Source organism: Microbacterium sp. Root180, assembly GCF_001428485.1.
Lineage (GTDB): Bacteria > Actinomycetota > Actinomycetes > Actinomycetales > Microbacteriaceae > Microbacterium.
Genome location: NZ_LMHS01000003.1, coordinates 311,565 through 329,854 on the forward strand (window position 1 = coordinate 311,565; position 18,290 = coordinate 329,854).

Annotated in this window: 16 protein-coding genes; 5 read left to right on the plus strand and 11 right to left on the minus strand. The window is 70.4% G+C overall.

The genetic code is table 11. From position 1 onward, the window contains the following. Window positions 1–10: 10 nt before the first annotated feature. Window positions 11–1,279: an AAA family ATPase gene (locus ASD93_RS08930; protein WP_056121482.1), complete on the minus strand. Its 1,269-nt coding sequence runs from the start codon at window positions 1,277–1,279 to the stop codon at window positions 11–13. After that, window positions 1,276–1,905 carry an SAF domain-containing protein gene (locus tag ASD93_RS08935; RefSeq protein ID WP_056121485.1) on the minus strand — a complete coding sequence of 210 codons (630 nt, stop codon included), beginning with the start codon at window positions 1,903–1,905 and terminating at the stop codon, window positions 1,276–1,278. The genes ASD93_RS08930 and ASD93_RS08935 overlap by 4 nt, the downstream gene beginning before the upstream one ends. Window positions 1,906–2,002: 97 nt before the next feature. Here ASD93_RS08935 and ASD93_RS08940 point away from each other — a divergent pair, with 97 nt between their 5' ends. Further along, window positions 2,003–2,284 carry a helix-turn-helix domain-containing protein gene (locus tag ASD93_RS08940; RefSeq protein WP_056121487.1) on the plus strand — a complete coding sequence of 94 codons (282 nt, stop codon included), beginning with the start codon at window positions 2,003–2,005 and terminating at the stop codon, window positions 2,282–2,284. An 11-nt stretch (window positions 2,285–2,295) separates the two neighbouring features. On the opposite strand, the gene ASD93_RS08945 is transcribed toward ASD93_RS08940, so the two are convergent. Further along, window positions 2,296–2,901 carry a hypothetical protein gene (locus tag ASD93_RS08945; RefSeq protein ID WP_056121489.1) on the minus strand — a complete coding sequence of 202 codons (606 nt, stop codon included), beginning with the start codon at window positions 2,899–2,901 and terminating at the stop codon, window positions 2,296–2,298. 129 nt (window positions 2,902–3,030) lie between these two features. On the opposite strand from ASD93_RS08945, the gene ASD93_RS08950 reads away from it, so the two are divergent. Beyond that, the gene (locus tag ASD93_RS08950) at window positions 3,031–3,471 is read left to right on the plus strand and encodes an Rv3235 family protein (protein ID WP_414843700.1); all 441 of its coding nucleotides are present in this window, start codon (window positions 3,031–3,033) and stop codon (window positions 3,469–3,471) included. Window positions 3,472–3,514: 43 nt separating this feature from the next. Here the strand turns inward: ASD93_RS08950 and ASD93_RS08955 are convergent, their stop codons facing one another. From ASD93_RS08955 to secA, 3 genes are all read right to left on the minus strand, one after another. Next, window positions 3,515–3,865: a hypothetical protein gene (locus tag ASD93_RS08955; protein ID WP_056121493.1), complete on the minus strand. Its 351-nt coding sequence runs from the start codon at window positions 3,863–3,865 to the stop codon at window positions 3,515–3,517. A gap of 68 nt (window positions 3,866–3,933) precedes the next feature. Then, window positions 3,934–5,160 carry a pyridoxal phosphate-dependent aminotransferase gene (locus ASD93_RS08960; RefSeq protein WP_056121495.1) on the minus strand — a complete coding sequence of 409 codons (1,227 nt, stop codon included), beginning with the start codon at window positions 5,158–5,160 and terminating at the stop codon, window positions 3,934–3,936. 75 nt (window positions 5,161–5,235) lie between these two features. Further along, window positions 5,236–8,070: a preprotein translocase subunit SecA gene (gene secA, locus ASD93_RS08965; protein WP_056121497.1), complete on the minus strand. Its 2,835-nt coding sequence runs from the start codon at window positions 8,068–8,070 to the stop codon at window positions 5,236–5,238. Between the two features lie 199 nt (window positions 8,071–8,269). Between secA and ASD93_RS08970 the strand changes: the two genes are divergently transcribed. From ASD93_RS08970 to ASD93_RS08980, 3 genes are all read left to right on the plus strand, one after another. Then, window positions 8,270–8,884 (plus strand): PadR family transcriptional regulator, encoded by a 615-nt coding sequence (locus ASD93_RS08970; RefSeq protein WP_056121499.1) that lies wholly within the window; start codon window positions 8,270–8,272, stop codon window positions 8,882–8,884. A 252-nt stretch (window positions 8,885–9,136) separates the two neighbouring features. After that, complete coding sequence (locus ASD93_RS08975) at window positions 9,137–10,861, plus strand: DEAD/DEAH box helicase (protein ID WP_082569379.1); 1,725 nt, start codon at window positions 9,137–9,139, stop codon at window positions 10,859–10,861. Window positions 10,862–11,035: 174 nt separating this feature from the next. Beyond that, window positions 11,036–12,391, plus strand: coding sequence for a hypothetical protein (locus ASD93_RS08980; RefSeq protein ID WP_056121503.1), 1,356 nt, complete (start codon window positions 11,036–11,038; stop codon window positions 12,389–12,391). Between the two features lie 60 nt (window positions 12,392–12,451). On the opposite strand, the gene hpf is transcribed toward ASD93_RS08980, so the two are convergent. The 5 genes from hpf to mtrA all read right to left on the minus strand — a co-directional run bounded on the left by hpf (window position 12,452) and on the right by mtrA (window position 18,064). After that, window positions 12,452–13,111, minus strand: coding sequence for a ribosome hibernation-promoting factor, HPF/YfiA family (gene hpf, locus ASD93_RS08985; protein WP_056121505.1), 660 nt, complete (start codon window positions 13,109–13,111; stop codon window positions 12,452–12,454). Window positions 13,112–13,199: 88 nt separating this feature from the next. Continuing rightward, complete coding sequence (locus ASD93_RS08990; RefSeq protein WP_056121506.1) at window positions 13,200–13,895, minus strand: ComF family protein; 696 nt, start codon at window positions 13,893–13,895, stop codon at window positions 13,200–13,202. 92 nt (window positions 13,896–13,987) lie between these two features. Continuing rightward, entirely contained in the window at window positions 13,988–15,670 is a 1,683-nt protein-coding gene (locus tag ASD93_RS08995; protein WP_056121508.1) for an LpqB family beta-propeller domain-containing protein, read from the minus strand. Beyond that, complete coding sequence (mtrB, locus tag ASD93_RS09000; RefSeq protein ID WP_056121509.1) at window positions 15,667–17,376, minus strand: MtrAB system histidine kinase MtrB; 1,710 nt, start codon at window positions 17,374–17,376, stop codon at window positions 15,667–15,669. The genes ASD93_RS08995 and mtrB overlap by 4 nt, the downstream gene beginning before the upstream one ends. A gap of 7 nt (window positions 17,377–17,383) precedes the next feature. Further along, the gene (mtrA, locus tag ASD93_RS09005; protein WP_056121512.1) at window positions 17,384–18,064 is read right to left on the minus strand and encodes an MtrAB system response regulator MtrA; all 681 of its coding nucleotides are present in this window, start codon (window positions 18,062–18,064) and stop codon (window positions 17,384–17,386) included. Window positions 18,065–18,290 lie beyond the last annotated feature (226 nt).

Below are 18,290 nucleotides of genomic sequence, written 5' to 3' on the forward strand. Positions count from 1 at the left end.
GACTCTCAGCCTAGACGCCGTCGGAGATCCGCTCGGCGCCGGCGATGCGTCGCGACGTCCGGCGGGGCGGGCGCGTCGTCGGGGCGGTGACGATCGCCTCGCCGACGAACCGTCGCAGGGAGAGCGTGAAGGGCGACTTCGGCGCGATCTCGGCGATCGGGCGCGCAGCGAGGAGCGCGGCATCCGCCGACCGGGGATCCATCGGGAGGAACCACATGTCGCCGATGCCGCCGAAGCGGTCGAGGGTGCGGCGCACCTGACCTCGCGGATCGATGCCGAGGGCGCTCGGGCGCAGCCGGTTCGCGAGCACCACGACCGGGGTCGCCCCGATGGTCGCGCGCAGGTCGGAATGGGCACGCAGGAAGCGGGCGACGCCCACGGGATCGGCGCCCGCGACGGCCACGACGAGATCGGCGCATCGGAGGGCGGCGAGGGTCGCCGCATTTCGACGCGGTCCGTCGAGGTCGCTGACGATCTCCTCGTCGCGCTCGAGTGACGCGGCGACGTCGACCACGGTGTAGTCGGTCCAGTCGCGGCAGACGGAGAGTGCCCGCTCGACGCGCGTCCCGGAGAGCTCGGGCCAGCGGGAGGGACGGTTGAGTCCCGTCAGCACGTCGACGCCGCTGCCGCCGAGCGGAACGCTCACGCGCGAGAGCTCGCGCGGGTCGAGTCCGCCCCGCTCCGCCTGACGGCACGCGGCGGCGAATCCCGGGCCCTCGTCGGCCAGACCCAGCGCGAGCGCGATCGAGGGGGCGTGGGAATCGGCATCCACCAGGCCGACGTGTCGACCTCCCCGCGCGAGTTCGACGGCGAGCTCGACCGCGACCGTCGACCGGCCCGGCGCACCGGCGGGACCCCATACGACGATCACCCGCGGCCCGGGTCGCGGCGACGGGGCGGATGCGGGTCGCGCGGGCGCAGCGCCCAGCACGTCCGACAGGCGCCACCCCTCGATCGCGAGCGCCAGTGGCTGCTCGAGCCCGAAGACCTCCGCGAGGCGCATCGACGCGTCGTCGGTGCACAGCGGAACAATGCGCGTGGCGGTTCGGTCGCAGACCGCGACGACGGCGGCGGTCAGCGTGTCGCGGCGGACCTCGAGCACGACGGCGTCGGCTTCGGCGACGGCGCTCAGCAGCGCCCCGGCGCCCGGATCGAGGAGCAGATCGTCGGCGGCTGCTGCCAGCGACGTCGCGTCGGACGTCGCCACGACATGGTGGCCCTCGCGGCGGAGCGCCTCGGCGAGGGCGCTCGCATCGTCGACGGCCAGGAGCAGCTTCATGCCCCGCCGCCGAGGGTGGGAACGATCGAGAGCGCCGAGTCGTCCGCGAGCGCCGCCAGGGTGGCCGCGACATCCGCTCTCGGGATGACCAGCTCGAGCGCCGCGGCCCCGCCGCCGATCAGCGTGTCGTCGCGGGTGACCGAGACCACCGTCGCATCGGCGACGAGGATGCGGGGCGCGTCGTACTCCCCCGGCTCGACGAGCGGGGCGGCCCAGAGCTCCACCGCGCTGCCCTCGTCGACGGATGCCGGAACGTCGACCGCGCTCTGCACCACGACGTTCGTCGTGCGCGCGCTTTCCGCCGCGCCGACGGCGTCGGCGGGGACGAGCTCCCCCGCCTCGATCGTGCGTGTGGCGACACGGCCCTCTTCCCAGGCGTCGGGCGAGAGGTAGACGCCGCCGAGGTGACCGAGCGCGACGTCCACGTGCCGCAGGTCGTCGGCCGCGATCACCTGGCCCGGAACGATGGTGTGCGCGGCGACGTAGGCGGGCGCGGTCTGCCGGGCGGCCGCCACCACGAACCACACGCCGGCGACGGAGGCCACGATCAGCAGGATTCCGAGCAGGAATCGCGCATCCCCCCAGAAGGCGCGACGGCGGGTTCGGACGGGCTCTGCGACAGTCATGCCCCCATGGTGGCCGAGCTCGCAGCACCGCGATTTCGTTATCCACAGCGGTTTCGGCGCCGATCCCCCCTCATCGGGGCGGGTCCATAATGGGGGCATGCCCGAGACCCCGACATCGGACGTGCGTCTGCTCGCTCCTGCACAGGTGAGCGAGGTGCTCGGGGTCTCCGTCGACGAGGTGATGGCGCTCGTCATGGAGGGGCAGCTCACCGGCATGCGCGTGGGTTCCCCCGCCCGCTGGCGTGTGGAGGAGGCGAGCGTGGCCGCCTACCTGGACGATCAGGCGGAGGCCGCGCGGCGCACCGCGCTGTGGCAGCAGGCCCAGAATGCGAGCTTCCCGGAGCTGTGGGGCTCCGGACCCGTGCGCCACGCCGACTGAGGCACCCCCGGTCAGAGCAGCGACGTCGTCCCCTCGACGCGCACCCACGAGATCGCAGCCAGCGGCACGATGCGGTGGCCGGTGACCGCGTCCGCTCGGCGGGGCGCCCCCGGGTCGTGCAGAGCGAGGTCGAGGTGGTCGGCGCCGGCGCGATCGATGGTGCCGTGGAGCGCACGTCCGGTGGCGAGGTGCACCGCGATGCCCGCGCGGCGACGCACCAGGTCGCGCAGCACGAACCCGAAGGTCAGCCGGTCGGCGAGCGCCGACCTCGCCGGACCCGGGCGCGCGCTGCGAAGGACGTCCTGGTGCGGCATCCCGATGCCCATGATCGCCGCGAACGGCACCACCACCGCCCCCGCGGGTCCCTCGAGGGGCGAGAGCGCGACACAGTCCGCGCCGACGCCCGTGACAGCACCGCGCATCGTCGTGCCGTCGGAGAGGTCCAGCGACGGCGTGGACGGGGAGCCGTCGCGACCGACCAGCCCGCCCAGACGCTCCTGGAGCGAGACGCGCGACAGCCGCAGCCGCTCGGCCTCGGTGTCGAGCGCGGCGCGCTCGGCCTCCCACTCGGAGGCGAGCTGACCCTCGAGATCGTCGAAGAAGCGGTCCCAGCGCATCCGGCGAGGCTAGGGCAATCATCGAGAGCGGATCACAAGTTATCCACATCGGTCCGAGCGGATTCCCCTTCGAGCGGCGTCATGTGTTCTACTGTCCGCAAGACATCCCCCCTGTCGAGATAGGCACCCATGGCAATGCTGCCCGCGGGCTCTGCCCACGCTTTCCGCGCGCTCGGAAGCGCCGCAGAGCTCTCCGAGTTCTTCGCGCCGCAACGCACGTCCGCCACCGCCCTCCCCGAGCCGGAGCCCTTCCTGCGCAACATCACGCGCGGCGTGCTCGAGGTGCTCGCCGGGGTGCGCGAGGTCGACCAGCTCGCACGCTGGCTCACCGAAGACCCCTACCGCAAGCTCGTCACGCGGTCGAACCTGGCCACGCGTGCACGCAGCGCCCGGGGGGTCCCGGCGCGGCGACCCGTGCACATGATCCTCTCGGTGCACCAGTCCGCGCCTGCCGACGGGGTCATCGAATCCGTCGTGATCGTCCAGGGTCCCGCGCGCACGCGCGCGGTGGCGCTGCGCCTCGAGGGCATGGACGGGCGCTGGCGCGCGACATCCCTCGCCCTGCTCTAGCGGGGGCTCGACAGCCGTCGCGGCTTCGTGGGGCGGTCGATCGTCAGTCCTGCGCGTCGATCAGTTCGAGCAGCGCCTTGCATGCGTCGCGGATGTCGTCGTGGCCGAACTGCCCGGCGCGACTCTGCGCGGCGATCACTCCCGAACGATGCACCCTGCGGAAATCGCCAATCGGAAACGACCACGCCTGCTTCGTGTCACGGTCCTCCGTCTTGTCGACGCCGAGATGCCAGTGGGCGTAGGCGGTCCACCCGTCGCGCTCGATGAAGCCGTTCTCCTCATCCGCGGTGGGCGCCGCCTCCGACCAGTCGCCCTGCTGGTCGCGCACGACCTTCCCCTCGCGAACGAGGGCGCGGGCCTGGCGCAGCGCGGGTCTGTTCAGTTCGATCGCCATGGACAGACCCTAGGACCGCCGGACGGCGCTGACGACGGGGTTGACGGATGCCGCGGCATCCGCCTCGCTCACTGCTTGTACGACGAGAGGAAGTTGCCCAGGCGCTCGATCGCCTCGGTCAGCACGCGCGCCTCGGGAAGGGTGACAATGCGCAGGTGGTCGGGCGTGGCCCAGTTGAAACCGGTGCCCTGCACCAGCAGGACATGCTCGGCGACGAGGAAGTCGTAGACGAGCTTCGCGTCGTCACGGATCTCGTAGACCTCGGGATCGAGGCGCGGGAACGCGTAGAGGGCACCCTCGGGGCGGACGCACGTGACACCCGGGATCGCCTCCAGCCCCTCCCAGGCGGCATCGCGCTGCTCGCGGAGCCGACCGGTCGGCGCGATCAGCGAGTCGATCGACTGCACGCCCGACAGCGCGGCCTGCACGGCGTGCTGCGCGGGGACGTTGGGGCACAGCCGCGTCGAGGCGAGCAGCGTGATTCCCTCGATGAAGCCGGATGCGTGATCCTTCGGACCGGTGATCACGAGCCACCCCGAGCGGTAACCGGCGACGCGGTACGTCTTGGACAGCCCGTTGAAGGTGAGCACGAGCAGATCGGGAGCGACGGACGCCAACGGGATGTGCACGGCATCGTCGAACAGGATGCGGTCGTAGATCTCGTCGGCGAGCACGAGGAGCGAGTTCTCACGGGCGATCTCGGCGATTCCGTCGAGCACCTCTCGCGAGTACACCGCGCCGGTGGGGTTGTTCGGGTTGATGACGACGATCGCCTTCGTGCGCGGCGTGACCTTGGCGCGGATGTCGTCGAGGTCGGGCTGCCAGCCGTTCTGCTCGTCGGCCAGGTAGTGCACCGGCGTGCCGCCGCCGAGGCTCGTCATCGCGGTCCACAGCGGATAGTCGGGGGCCGGGATCAGCACCTCGTCGCCCTCGTCGAGCAGGGCCTGCATCACCATCGTGATGAGCTCCGACACGCCATTGCCGAGGTAGACGTCGTCCGGGCCGAACGACGGGAAGGAAGGGTCCTGCTCGTAGCGGTACACGACCGCGCGACGCGCCGACATGATGCCGCGGCTGTCGCTGTAGCCGTGTGCGTGCGGCACTGCCTCGATCATGTCCCGCACGATCTGGAACGGCGCCTCGAAGCCGAACACCGCCGGGTTGCCGGTGTTGAGCTTGAGGATCGTGTGTCCCTCGTTCTCCAGGCGATCCGCCTCGACCAGGGCCTGCCCGCGGATCTCGTAGAGGACATCCTTGAGCTTGCTGGACTGGTCGAGAGTGCGAAGGGGACTCATCGGCCCAGGATATCGGGGCCGCAGGGAGGCCAATGGACGCCGTGTGGCCCGGGCGTCACCGCCCGGGCCCCCGGCTCACTTCTTCTTCTGCTCGGCGGCGCGGCGCTGGGCGCGATTCTGCGGAGCCTGCTGCGGTGCGCCGGCGGCGGCATCCGTCCGCTGGCCGAAGGCACCGCGCTGCTGCTCCGCGGCCGGAGCGGCGGCGGGTGCAGCGGCCGGCTGCGCGGATGCCGCAGACGCGGCGGCCTGGCGGAGCCGGTTGGTCGCGGCCTGCTGCACCTGGCCGCGGTCGTTGCGGACCTCGACCTCACCGGCGTCGTTCGCCGCGGAGTACTCCAGGCGCTGGCCCTCGACGGGCTGTGCGCCCAGACCCTTCGCCTCGACCTCGGCCTCGCCCTCGCCCTGACGACGCACCTCGACCTCGAGGTTGTAGAGGTAGCCGACCGACTCCTCCTTGATCTGCCCCATCATCGCCTGGAACATCTGGTAGCCCTCGCGCTGGTACTCGATGAGCGGGTCGCGCTGGGCCATCGCGCGCAGGCCGATGCCGTCCTTGAGGTAGTCCATCTCGTAGAGGTGGTCACGCCAGCGGCGGTCGAGCACCTGCAGCACGACGCGGCGCTCGAGCTCGCGCGTGGCCGGCGTGCCGAGCGTCTCTTCACGCTTGTCGTAGGCGATGCGCGCGTCGGAGAGGATCTCGCGCTTGAGACCGTCCGACGTGATGCCGCCCTTTCGTCCGGCGCCCTCGGCGACGACCTCGTCGATCGAGACGCTCACCGGGTAGAGCGTCTTCAGCTCGGTCCACAGGGCGTCGAAGTCCCAGCTCTCGTTGTGACCGGCACCGGTGTGGTCGTCGATGACGGCGTTGATGGCGTCTTCGATGAAGTGCTGGACGCGGTCGGCGATGTCGTCGCCCTGCAGCATGTGCCGGCGGTCGGAGTAGATCGCCTCGCGCTGGCGGTTGAGGACGTCGTCGTACTTGAGGACGTTCTTGCGGATCTCGGCGTTGCGGGCCTCGACCTGGCTCTGCGCGGACTTGATCGCGCGCGAGACCATGCCCGACTCGATGGCGACGTCGTCGGGGAAGTTCGTGCGCGCGAGGATCGCCTCGGCTGCGCCCGACTGGAACAGACGCATGAGGTCGTCGGTGAGCGACAGGTAGAAGCGGCTCTCACCAGGATCGCCCTGACGACCCGATCGACCGCGCAGCTGGTTGTCGATGCGACGGGACTCGTGGCGCTCCGTGCCCAGCACGTACAGGCCGCCGGCGTCGACGACCTTGCCGGCCTCTTCGGCGACGGTGTCGCGGGTGCCCTGGTAGACGGCATCCCACTCCGCCTCGTACTCGTCGGGGGTCTCGACCGGGTCGAGGCCCTTCGCCTTCATCTCCTGCACCGCGAGGAACTCGGCGTTGCCGCCGAGCATGATGTCGGTGCCTCGACCGGCCATGTTCGTGGCGACGGTGACGGCGCCGAATCGGCCCGCGCGCGCGACGATCTCGGCCTCGCGCGCGTGGTTCTTCGCGTTGAGGACCTCGTGCTTGATGCCCTTCTTCGCGAGCAGGCGCGACAGGTACTCGCTCTTCTCGACGCTCACCGTGCCGACGAGCACGGGCTGACCGCTCGCGTGGCGCTGGGCGATGTCCTCGACGACCTGCGCGAACTTCGCCTGCTCGTTCTTGTAGACGAGGTCTGCCTGGTCCTTGCGGATCATCGGCTTGTTCGTCGGGATCGGCACAACGCCGAGCTGGTAGGTCGACATGAACTCCGCGGCCTCGGTCTCGGCTGTACCGGTCATGCCGGCGAGCTTCTCGTACAGGCGGAAGTAGTTCTGCAGCGTGACGGTGGCCAGAGTCTGGTTCTCGGCCTTGACCGGCACGGCTTCCTTGGCCTCGATGGCCTGGTGGATGCCCTCGTTGTAGCGACGGCCGACCAGGATGCGGCCGGTGTGCTCGTCGACGATCATGACCTCGTCGTTCATGACGACGTAGTCGCTGTCGCGCTTGAACAGCGCGAGCGCCTTGATCGAGTTGTTGAGGAACGAGATCAGCGGGGTGTTGGCCGACTCGTACAGATTGTCGATGCCGAGGTAGTCCTCGACCTTCTCGATGCCGGGCTCGAGCACGCCGATGGTGCGTTTCTTCTCGTCGACCTCGTAGTCGACGCCGACCTCGAGGGTCTTCGCGATCTTCGCGAACTCGACGAACCAGCGGTTGGCCTCACCCGACGACGGACCGGAGATGATGAGCGGCGTCCGCGCCTCGTCGATGAGGATCGAGTCGACCTCGTCGACGATCGCGTAGAAGTGGCCCCGCTGCACGAGGTCCTCCTTGCGCCAGGCCATGTTGTCGCGCAGGTAGTCGAAGCCGAACTCGTTGTTCGTGCCGTAGGTGATGTCCGCGTTGTACTGCTCGCGGCGCACATCGGGCGTCTGCCCGGCGACGATGATGCCGGTCGTCATGCCGAGCGCGCGGTAGATGCGGCCCATGAGCTCCGCCTGGTACGAGGCGAGGAAGTCGTTGACGGTGATGACGTGGACGCCCTGCCCGGCGATGGCGTTGAGGTAGACCGGGAACGCTCCGGTGAGGGTCTTTCCCTCACCCGTCTTCATCTCGGCGATGTTGCCGAGGTGGAGCGCCGCGCCACCCATGATCTGCACGTCGTAGGCGCGCTGGCCGAGGGTGCGCTTGGCGGCCTCGCGCACGGCGGCGAACGCTTCGGGCATGAGCTGGTCGAGCGTCGCGCCCGCTTCGAAGCGCGCCCGGAGCTCGGCCGTCTCGCCGCGGAGTTCCTCGTCGGTGAGGTGCGCGTAGTCCTCTTCGAGGGCGTTGACGGCCTTGACGACCTGCTGAAGCCGCCGGAGGATGCGACCCTCGCCGGCGCGAAGCAGTTTCTCGAGGGGGTTGGCCACGGAGTGTCTCCATCTGTCGGGTGTGACGCATCGGCGCCGCTGTCGCCCGGAGCTCGGCCCCAGACATACCTTCCTATGTTATCCACCCGTGACCTTGGTGTGCGCTGGGTGTGGGCGAGCGATCGTTGCGATGTTTCCCGGTATGCATATACTCGGAATCTACATACCCGGTATGCACCGGGGACGACGGGAGAAGCCCATGTCCGTTCGGCAGAGCCTGCTGGCGATCCTCGATCAGGGGCCGTGCTACGGCTACCAGCTCCGTGCGGAGTTCGACCGTCGCACCGGCTCGACGTGGCCGCTCAACGTGGGGCAGATCTACAACACCCTCGATCGCCTCGAGCGCGACGGAATGGTCGCGAAGGGAGACGTCGACGAGCAGGGTCACGTCTACTGGGAGATCACGGATGCCGGAGCCGCCGACGTGCGCGGGTGGCTCGCCTCCCCCGTCCAGCGTTCGCAGGGCACGCGCGACGAGCTGGCGATCAAGCTCTCCGTCGCCGCGACCCTTCCGGGAGTCGATGTCGGCGAGATCATCCAGACGCAGCGCCGCGCGTCCCTGGCCCAGCTGCAGTCGCTCAACAGGGCGAAGTACGCGGGCGCGAGTCCGGACGGTCGTGAGGAGCTCGCCTGGTCGCTGGTCGTCGACTCCATGATCTTCGCGGCCGAGGCAGAAGTCCGCTGGCTCGATCACACCGAGCAGCGCCTGGCGCAGCATCCCGACCACGCGATGGCGCTCGAGCTGTCGACGGAGCGGCCGCGGCGAGGACGCCCGGCCCGGTCCGAGACGAAACCGGCCCAGCCGGACACATAAGAGATGAACCGTCGGAGAGGACGAACCATGAGCCCCGCAGTGCCTGCCATCGATCCCGCCGCCATCCACCTGCCCCCGACCGAGCCCATCGACATCACCGAGCTCGTCACCCAGGCAGTGCGTCCCGCCTGAGGGCCATCGGATGCCGCGGGCCACGGCATCCTGTCGCCTCCCAGGCGGCACGCACTAACCTGAAGCGTGACCGAAACCGACACCCCGATCGCGGACGAGGCTCCCGTCGAGCCCGCCGAGATGACGTTCTCCGACCTCGGACTGGGCGATGCCGTGCTCAAGGCACTGCGCGACGTCGGGTACGAGACGCCGTCGGCCATTCAGGCCGCGACCATCCCCACGCTGCTGGCCGGACGCGACGTCGTGGGCCTCGCACAGACCGGCACGGGCAAGACGGCCGCGTTCGCCCTGCCGATCATCGATCGTCTGGACCTGTCGCAGAAGAATCCGCAGGCTCTCGTGCTGGCCCCGACCCGCGAGCTGGCGCTCCAGGTGTGCGAGGCGTTCGAGAAGTACGCCGCGCACCTGAAGGGCGTGCACGTCCTCCCCGTCTACGGCGGCCAGGGCTACGGCGTGCAGCTGTCGGCGCTGCGCCGCGGCGTGCACATCATCGTCGGCACGCCCGGCCGCATCATGGACCACCTCGACAAGGGCACCCTCGATCTGTCGGAGCTGAAGTACCTCGTGCTCGACGAGGCCGACGAGATGCTGAAGATGGGCTTCGCCGAAGACGTCGAGACGATCCTCGCCGACACCCCCGACACCAAGCAGGTCGCGCTCTTCTCGGCGACCATGCCCGCCACGATCCGCCGGATGTCGCAGCAGTACCTGCACGACCCGGAGGAGATCACCGTCAAGTCGAAGACGACGACGTCCTCGAACACGACGCAGCGCTACCTCATCGTGTCGTTCCAGCAGAAGATGGATGCGCTCACGCGCATCCTCGAGGTCGAGAACTTCGATGGCCTCATCGTCTTCGGCCGCACCAAGAGCGTGACCGAGGAGATCGCCGAGAAGCTCCGCGCCCGCGGCTACTCTGCCGCCGCCATCAACGGCGACGTGGCCCAGGTGCAGCGCGAGCGCACCGTCAATCAGCTCAAGTCGGGCAAGCTCGACATCCTGGTGGCCACGGACGTCGCGGCCCGCGGCCTCGACGTCGAGCGCATCTCGCACGTGGTGAACTTCGACATCCCTACCGACACCGAGTCCTACGTGCACCGCATCGGCCGCACCGGCCGCGCCGGCCGCTCGGGCGACGCGATCAGCTTCGTCACGCCCCGCGAGCGCGGCCTGGTGCGCGCGATCGAGCGCGCGACGCGGCAGGAGCTCACCGAGATGAAGCTCCCGAGCGTCGACGAGGTGAACGAGACGCGCCTGTCGCGCTTCGACGACCGGATCACGGCTGCGCTGGCCGAGAACGAGCGCATCGACCGCTTCCGCGACATCGTCGCCCATTACGTGCGCAACCACGACGTGCCCGAGGTGGACGTGGCGGCTGCGCTGGCCGTGGTCGCGCAGGGCGAGTCGCCCCTGCTGCTCGAACCCGAGCCCGAGCGGCCGCGCTATGAGCCGCGAGAGCGCGACGACCGCGGAGGTCGATTCGACCGCGACGATCGCGGCGAGCGGCCCCAGCGACGCGAGCGTGCGCCGCGCGAGGGCATGGCCACCTATCGCATCGCGGTCGGCAAGCGCCATCGGGTCGAGCCGCGCCAGATCGTCGGAGCACTCGCGAACGAGGGCGGCCTGCGCCGCGACGACTTCGGCGCGATCCAGATCCGGCCGGACTTCTCGCTGGTGGAACTGCCCGCGGACCTCTCCCGTGGCACGCTCGACAAGCTCTCCGACACGCGCATCTCGGGCCGGCTCATCGAGCTGCGGCTCGACTCCGGCGGTCCGAGCCGTCGCCGCGACGACCGGGACGATCGCCCCGACAGGAAGCCGCGCCACTCGCCGCGCGACCGCTGATCGCAGCCCGGTTGTCCGCGTTCGGGGCGTGAAGCGCACGGGACTCGCCGTGAGCCTCGGCGCGGTGCGGTCAAACGCCGCCCCGAAACGCTCCGCGTGCCGGGCGGCAGTTCGCGAGTCCACAGCGCCTCCGACCGTCAGCCGCCTCCCGGGCGGCGCCCATAGGATCGATGCATGGCCGGATTCTGGGGCAAGCGCAAACGCGAACAGGAAGAGCTCGAAGCGCAGGACGCCGATCTCGCACGGCGGGCGCGCACAGCGCTCGTCGCAGCGGATGAGCGGATTCGCGTCACGACCGACGAGCTGGCGTTCGCCGAGGCCGAACTCGGCGCCGAGCCGACGAAGGACCTGCGCGACGCTCTCGAGTCCGTGCGCACGCACCTCGCCGAGGCGTTCCACCTTCACCAGCTGAACCACGACGAGATCCCGGACACCCCCGAAGAGCTGCGCACCCGCAACGCGCGCATCGCGCAGCTGTGCGAATGGGCCGAGGACCTGCTCGACGATCGGACGGAGGCGCTCGCCGCACCGATCGAGCGCGCGCGCAGAGCTCCGGAGATCGTCGCGAAGGTGCGCGAGGACGCCGTGCGCCTGCGCGCACGCATCCCGCAGGCCCGCGAGACCGTGCAGCGCCTGGCGAACCGGTACTCGACCGAGGCGCTCGCGCAGGTCGCGGCCAACCCCGCCGAGGCCGAGCAGCTCCTCGGCTTCGCCGAGCACAGCGCCGGCATCGCCGAGCGCCGCCGCGAAGCCGGCCAGCGCGAGCAGGCCAACCTCGCTCTCGAGGCCTGCACCGAGGCCGCGCGCCGCGCCGCAACGCTGATCGACGCGGTCGAGACGTTCGAGGTCGAGGCGCTGCGCGCAGAATCGACGCTGTCGGCGATCGTCGAGGACTCGCGCGAAGACATCGCCGTCGCACTCAAGGAGCCCCACACGCCGGCCGTCAGCACGGCGATCGGCGACCTGCAGACGGCCCTCGCCTCGCTGCCGGCCGCCGGCGTCAACACCGACCCGTTCACGCTGCTCTCGCGGCTGCGCACCGCCAACGCGGCGCTCGACGAGGCCATCGCGAAGGCCCGCGAGCGCGCCGCACGGCCGATCCCCCCGCTCGAGCATGTGCGCCACGCGATCGACGACGCCGATCGTCAGCTCGCCGTCGCGAAGGACGTCATCGCCGGGCATCGCGGCTGGATCGGCGCGGACGCCCGCACGCGTCTGGCCGAGGCCGAGCGCATCCGGACCGACCTCGACCGCTATCTCGGCACGTCGGCGAGCGCCGCGACCATGATCGACGAGGACCACCGCGAACAGGCGATGGCGATGGCCCGCCGGGTCGGCTTCCTCGCGGGCGAGGCGCTGCAGCTCGCGCAGCGCGATATCGACGCCTCACGCCCCCAGGGCGGCCCCGACCAGTGGGGCGGATCGCAGCAGGGCTGGGGAGGCGGCCGCCGCGGAGGCGGCGGCGACCTCATGGGAGGCATCCTCGGCGGCCTCGTCATCGGAAGCATCCTCGACGGCTTCATCGACTGAGCCATCCGGACATAGGGATGCCCCGACCCTCGGGCCGGGGCATCCGCTCGTCTCAGTCGCCTACGACGCGACGGCCTCGGGGGCTGCCAGGGTCGTGAGCGAGATGACGCCGTAGTCCCATCCCTTGCGGCGGTACACGACGCTCGGGTGATCGTTCTGCACGTTCACGAACAGGAAGAAATCGTGGCCGACCAGTTCCATGCGGTCCACGGCCTCTTCGACCGACATCCACTCGGGATCGAACTCCTTCGTGCGGATGACGACGGGGGTGTAGCCCTCCTCCTCCTCGTTGCCCGTGACGATCGGGATCTCGCCGGTCGCAACGGCGCGGAGCACGTCGACCGACGCAGGCTGCACGTCGATCCCCTGGATCGCACCGCTGCCCTTGTCGAGCTTGGCTCCGCGAGGGTGGTTGCGGGCGTCCACGCGCTTGTCCTTCGCGCGGCGGAGCTGCTCGCACAGCTTGTCGACCGCGAGATCGAGCGCGGTGAACTTGTCACCGTCAGTGGCCTCGGCCCGAACGATCGGGCCCTTTCCGGTGAGGGTCAGTTCGACCGTGTCGTCTTCCACACGGCCGTTGTGATACGCGCGGTGCGTGATCTTGACATCCACGCGCTGCGCTCGTGGAGCGAGGTGTTCGATGCGGGCGGCCTTGTCTTCGACGACCGAGCGGAATCGATCTGTGATCCCCACTCCCACGCCGACGATGCTGGTTTCCATCCCTGACCTCCTTGTTCCGGTCCGCCCGGCCAAGGGCGGACCATGAGTCGCCTTGTGGTCCCCACGCTAGCCCCGACCCCGTCACATGTCACCTGTGAGTTTCGAATGCGACGCCGGGTGGCCTCCGGCCGTTCATATGACGCGGCGTGGCGGCCGCGGTGACCGCGCCCAGGACCACGGCGCCGGCCGCGCGGAGGGCGCGGACGGCCTCCTCCAGGCTCGCCCCGGTGGTCGCCACGTCGTCGAGCACGACGACGCGACGACCCGCAGCGGATGTCGCCATCAGGCTGTGGGCGACATTGTCCCGACGCGCATTGCGGTCGAGACCGCGCTGGTCGCCCGTGCGGCGTGCGTGTCTCAGCAGACGCGCGACGGGGAGTCGCGCGCGCTGCGCGAGCAGGTCGGGCACACGGACGCCACGACGACGATACGACGCGCGCGAGGTCGGCATCGGCACCACGACGGCATCGCCCGCGTCGAGCCGGGCGAATGCCTCCCGCATCCCCGGAGCGAGCCTGCGCGCCAGCGGCGTGCGTCCGTCCTCCTTGATCGCGCGGACGACCCGCGCCGCGATGCCCTCGAACGAGAGGCCGCTCCAGAGCACGACCTCCCCGCCCGGTGCATCGAGCACGCGCCGGACGGGCTGCGGCTCGAGCGCCGCGATGCACGCGTCGCACAGGGAGGAATCGGGGATGCCGCATCCTGCACACACCACGGGGAGCACGAGTGCGAGCGCGTCGGCGAGCGCTGAGCGCACGACGGCGGCGGAGTCGTCGAGAAGCATGCAGGCAGGTTCCCACCAGGGCTGAGTGCGCCCGGCGCCCGCGCGAGCGAGCAGGGGATCCCGATGGCCCCATCGCGATCTGGGGAGGAGCGCTACTCCGGCACGCCCTGCTGGGTGGCCAGCACCAGCACGCCCGTCGCCGTGGGCTGCCAGCTCGTGCCGCGCTTCACCGACAGCATGCCGTCGTCGGCGAGCAGTCGCACGCTCGAGAGCGACGTGCCTCCCGCGATCGACGTCATCGCTGCCGGCGCACTGCTGGTGGAGGCCAGGCCTCCGACGACCTGCTCCAGCACCTCGGTCCCCTCGGCGTCCCCGGACAGCACGCCGACGGAGAGGTCGTCGAGCCACGCGATGCCGCGACTCGCGCCGTCGACCGCCGCGAGCTGCACGGGGTCCCCGAGGCGCTCGGGAACCTGGTCGGCACCGCGGACGATTCCCGCGACCCACAGCGCGGTGCGCCCGCCGGCGGTCACGACGGCCGCGATCCGCGTGCCGTCGCGCGAGACCGACATCGCGTGCACGGCGGTGGCTCCCGGCCAGGCGTCGGCGACGATGACCGGTGAGAGGTCGGGCAGGTAGGCCTGAAGCCCACCCGGCTGGTCCCGGGGCACCGTCCAGACGATGTCGAACGCATCGATCGATGGGTCGATGAGACCGGCCCGAGGATCGAGGTTGTCCCAGGTCTCGTCGGCGCGCACGATGGACACCGTCCCATCGGCCTGCCGGATCGCGGCGGCCTCGCGCTGGGGGTCGACCTGGATCGCGACCGGCGCGAACTCCGGGACGATCTCGGAGAGACCGGGGATCGGCTCGAGCTCCTCCCCGCCGGCGAGGAAGCCGAACCCGTTCTCGGTCAGCACGAGCGGCGCACCGGGGATGCGGGTCGACCGTACGGCGACCGCCTCGGCGTCGATGGGGGTCGACTGGACGGTGAGTTCGACATCCGCCACGCCCGCTGTCGCGAGACTCGCCCGGAGCTGCGTGTACATGCGGTCGATCGTCTCGGGATCGGCCCCGAGGACCGACTCCGACAGGTCGACTTCGTACGCGTTCCCGGGGCGCGGCACGGCCGCGACGACCGTGACGCCTTCGGGGAAGGCGCTCTCGACCGCGTCGCCGAGCCATGCGCTCGGCGGTGCGTTGAGCGCATCCGCGACGAGGCGCGGAGCGGCGGTCGTCGGGAACCACCGCGCGTCGGGCACGAGGTACTGCCACGTCGGGTCGAAGTACATGACGGAGTAGTTGTGGAAGACCCGGGGGAACTCGTCGCGATCGAGCACCACTCCGTCGGCGGCGAACGAGATGCGCCACTCGCCCCCGACCTGCTGGAGCTCGAACGGCAGCACGCGCGCACCGACCTCGGCGCGCTCGTACGCGCCCGTGTCATCGACCGTGGCAACTGTGGTGATCGACATCGAGACGGCGCCCTCTTCGGCCTCGACGGGGGCCCGATCCTCGAACACGTCGACGATCACGCCGGCCGACGGATTCCACACGTCGGCGAACTCGGGGGTGAGGAATTCGCGGGCGCGATCCCAGCGGGCATTGGCGCCGGGGCCGGAACCTGCGCGGATGAACCCCTCGACGATCTGCTCCGCCGTCGCACCCGGCTGCGGGCTGTCGGGCAGCAGGAAGGAGATGTCCTCGGAGTCCGGAGCATCCGAAGCGCTCAGCCCGTAGTTCACCCTCCCGCTGGTCGGCAGACCCGCGCAGGCCGTGAGGCCGATCGCGAGCACGGCGACCAGAAGCGCCAGGATGCCGCGGCGCGCCGTCATGACGCACCCCCCGTGGTCGCGGCATCCGTCTTCTGAGCCGCCTCCGCGCGAGGGATCTGGATGGGTTGCGTCAGGCCGAGGTCGTCGGCCGTGATCGAATCCTCACCCGGGTCGAGAGGGATCGGGGACCGCCCGGTGAGGCGTCCTCCCTTGCGGGGAAGGGTGAGCACGAAGTTCGTACCGCGGCCGAGTTCGGACCAGACGCCGAGCGCGCCACCGTGCAGCCGCGCATCGCCCAGGGCGATCGACAGGCCCAGCCCGGTCCCCCCGATCGTGCGCGTGCGCGACGGGTCGGCGCGCCAGAAGCGATCGAAGACCCGCTCGACGTCTTCCGGCTTCATGCCGAGCCCGAAGTCGCGGACGCCGATGGCGACCGCCTGCTGGTCGCTGTCCACCGTGACGACGATCGGTCGGCCCTCACCGTGCTCGATCGCGTTGCCCAGCAGATTGCGCACCACCCGACGCACCCGTCGCGGATCCATGTCGACGGGGGAATATCCCCCGGGGGCGACGAGCCGCACGTCGGTGCTGTGCTGCTCGGCGAGCTGCTCCATCGAGGAGATCACGTCTTCGGCCAGGTGGGCGAGACTGGTCGGCTCGAGCTCCAGCTGCACGGATCCCGCGTCGTAGCGGCTGATCTCCAGCAGATCGGTCAGCAGCGTCTCGAACCGCTGCACCTGGTTGTTCAGCAGCTCGGCGGCGCGCGCGGTCGCGGGGTCGAACGCGTCCCGCTGGTCGTTGATCATGTCGGCCGCGAGGCGGATCGTGGTGAGAGGGGTGCGCAGCTCGTGCGAGACATCCGACACGAAGCGCTGCTGCACCAGCGAGAGGTCGGCGAGCTCCTTGATCTGCGATTCGATGCTGTCGGCCATGGCGTTGAACGAACGGCCGAGAGTGGCCAGTTCGTCCTCGCCGCGCACGGGGAGCCGCACGCCGAGCTCTCCCGACGCGAGTCGCGCGCTGCTGTCGGCCGCCTCCCCGATCGGGGTCGTCACCGATCGCAGCACGAACCACGCGATACCGCTGATGAGCAGCACCAGCCCGATGCCGACGATCCACAGCGTGCCCTGGACGAAGCCGAGGGTCTGCGGCGCGTTGGCCAGGTCGTACGCGAGGTACAGCTCGTAGGCGCCGACGCCCGGGACGTTCAGCTGCTGCCCGACGACGATCCCGGGAGCGGTCGCGCCGTCCTCCGTCGCGAGGGCGACGGACTGCCACACCTGACGGTCGTCATTGGCGCGCACGCTCTCGCGCATGCCGTCCGTGAGCAGCGCTTCGAAGGCGAAATCCGAGGTGAAGTCCTGCGGCGCGTTCGGCGAGGGCGGGCCGATGCGGAACGCGGCGTACGCGTCGCTGGTCGACTGCTGGTTGAGCGTCGCGCGCACGAGCTGCATCGCGTTCTGAAGCTGCACGCCGTCTTGCCCTGCGACGCTGTCGAGGGTCTGCTGCGCCGCGGCGGTCGTGCGCTGCGCGTTGAGCAGCACCTGGTCCTTGCGCGAGACGAAGAGGTCGTTCTGGATGGCGAGGGCCATCCACACGCACGCGACGATGACGGCCAGGGCGGTGAGCCCGAGTGTCACGAGGATCGTCCGGAAGCGCAGTGAGCGCCGCCAGAGCGCCGCGATGTTCCCGGGCCAGGCGCGCCAGTGCCGCCACCCGGTCAGCGGCGTCCGGGTCGCCGTCACCCCCGTGATCGGGGCTGCCATGCGGGCCTCACACGACCGCGCCGGCGCGATAGCCGACGCCGCGCACCGTGGTCACGATCTTCGGGTTGTCCGGGTCCTGCTCGACCTTGGCGCGCAGGCGCTGGACGTGCACGTTGACCAGGCGCGTGTCGGCCTTGTAGTGGTAGCCCCAGACCTGCTCGAGCAGCATCTCGCGGGAGAACACCTGCTGGGGCTTGGAGGCGAGGGCGACCAGCAGTTCGAATTCGAGGGGCGTGAGAGGGATCGCGCCGTCGCCGCGACGCACCTCGTGCGCTGCCACGTCCACGGTGAGGTCGCCGATGCGCAGGGTGTCGTTGGTCGGCTGGCTCGCCGGCCGCAGGCGCGTCTTGATGCGCGCCACGAGCTCCTTCGGGTTGAACGGCTTGACGATGTAGTCGTCCGCGCCGGACTCGAGGCCCTTCACGACGTCGGCGGTGTCGGTGCGGGCGGTGAGCATGATGATCGGGACGCCGGACTCGGCGCGCACGCGCGTGCAGATCTCGATGCCGTCCATTCCGGGGAGCATCAGGTCGAGCAGGATCAGGTCGGGACGCTCCGTGCGCCACGCCTCGACCGCCTGCGCCCCGTCGGAGCAGAACACGGTGTCGAATCCCTCAGTGCGCAGCACGATGCCGATCATCTCGGCGAGGGCGGTGTCGTCGTCGACCACCAGGATGCGTGATGTCATCGCGCGGATTCGTCCTTCTCTTCGTCACACGGGCAGGGCGCGGACGGCGCCTTCCCCTTGCGCTCCCCACAGAGTAGTCGACGCCACCTGAGCACAGGCCGAAGACCGCCCGTGACAGCGCCGAACGGTGTGGAGAGCGGATGCCGCGCCCACCCGATATGACACGATAGGGGCACGCCCGACACGGTGCGCGAAGACGCAGGTGCACGACCCCGAGGGAGACGAG

What these genes read in the sequence shown, in the direction of transcription:
- ASD93_RS08930 (WP_056121482.1), bottom strand. Translation starts at nt 1,279, where the DNA reads ATGAAGCTGCTCCTGGCCGTCGACGATGCGAGCGCCCTCGCCGAGGCG.
- ASD93_RS08935 (WP_056121485.1), bottom strand. Translation starts at nt 1,905, where the DNA reads ATGACTGTCGCAGAGCCCGTCCGAACCCGCCGTCGCGCCTTCTGGGGG.
- ASD93_RS08940 (WP_056121487.1), top strand. Translation starts at nt 2,003, where the DNA reads ATGCCCGAGACCCCGACATCGGACGTGCGTCTGCTCGCTCCTGCACAG.
- ASD93_RS08945 (WP_056121489.1), bottom strand. Translation starts at nt 2,901, where the DNA reads ATGCGCTGGGACCGCTTCTTCGACGATCTCGAGGGTCAGCTCGCCTCC.
- ASD93_RS08950 (WP_414843700.1), top strand. Translation starts at nt 3,031, where the DNA reads ATGGCAATGCTGCCCGCGGGCTCTGCCCACGCTTTCCGCGCGCTCGGA.
- ASD93_RS08955 (WP_056121493.1), bottom strand. Translation starts at nt 3,865, where the DNA reads ATGGCGATCGAACTGAACAGACCCGCGCTGCGCCAGGCCCGCGCCCTC.
- ASD93_RS08960 (WP_056121495.1), bottom strand. Translation starts at nt 5,160, where the DNA reads ATGAGTCCCCTTCGCACTCTCGACCAGTCCAGCAAGCTCAAGGATGTC.
- ASD93_RS08970 (WP_056121499.1), top strand. Translation starts at nt 8,270, where the DNA reads ATGTCCGTTCGGCAGAGCCTGCTGGCGATCCTCGATCAGGGGCCGTGC.
- ASD93_RS08975 (WP_082569379.1), top strand. Translation starts at nt 9,137, where the DNA reads ATGACGTTCTCCGACCTCGGACTGGGCGATGCCGTGCTCAAGGCACTG.
- ASD93_RS08980 (WP_056121503.1), top strand. Translation starts at nt 11,036, where the DNA reads ATGGCCGGATTCTGGGGCAAGCGCAAACGCGAACAGGAAGAGCTCGAA.
- hpf (WP_056121505.1), bottom strand. Translation starts at nt 13,111, where the DNA reads ATGGAAACCAGCATCGTCGGCGTGGGAGTGGGGATCACAGATCGATTC.
- ASD93_RS08990 (WP_056121506.1), bottom strand. Translation starts at nt 13,895, where the DNA reads ATGCTTCTCGACGACTCCGCCGCCGTCGTGCGCTCAGCGCTCGCCGAC.
- ASD93_RS08995 (WP_056121508.1), bottom strand. Translation starts at nt 15,670, where the DNA reads ATGACGGCGCGCCGCGGCATCCTGGCGCTTCTGGTCGCCGTGCTCGCG.
- mtrB (WP_056121509.1), bottom strand. Translation starts at nt 17,376, where the DNA reads ATGGCAGCCCCGATCACGGGGGTGACGGCGACCCGGACGCCGCTGACC.
- mtrA (WP_056121512.1), bottom strand. Translation starts at nt 18,064, where the DNA reads ATGACATCACGCATCCTGGTGGTCGACGACGACACCGCCCTCGCCGAG.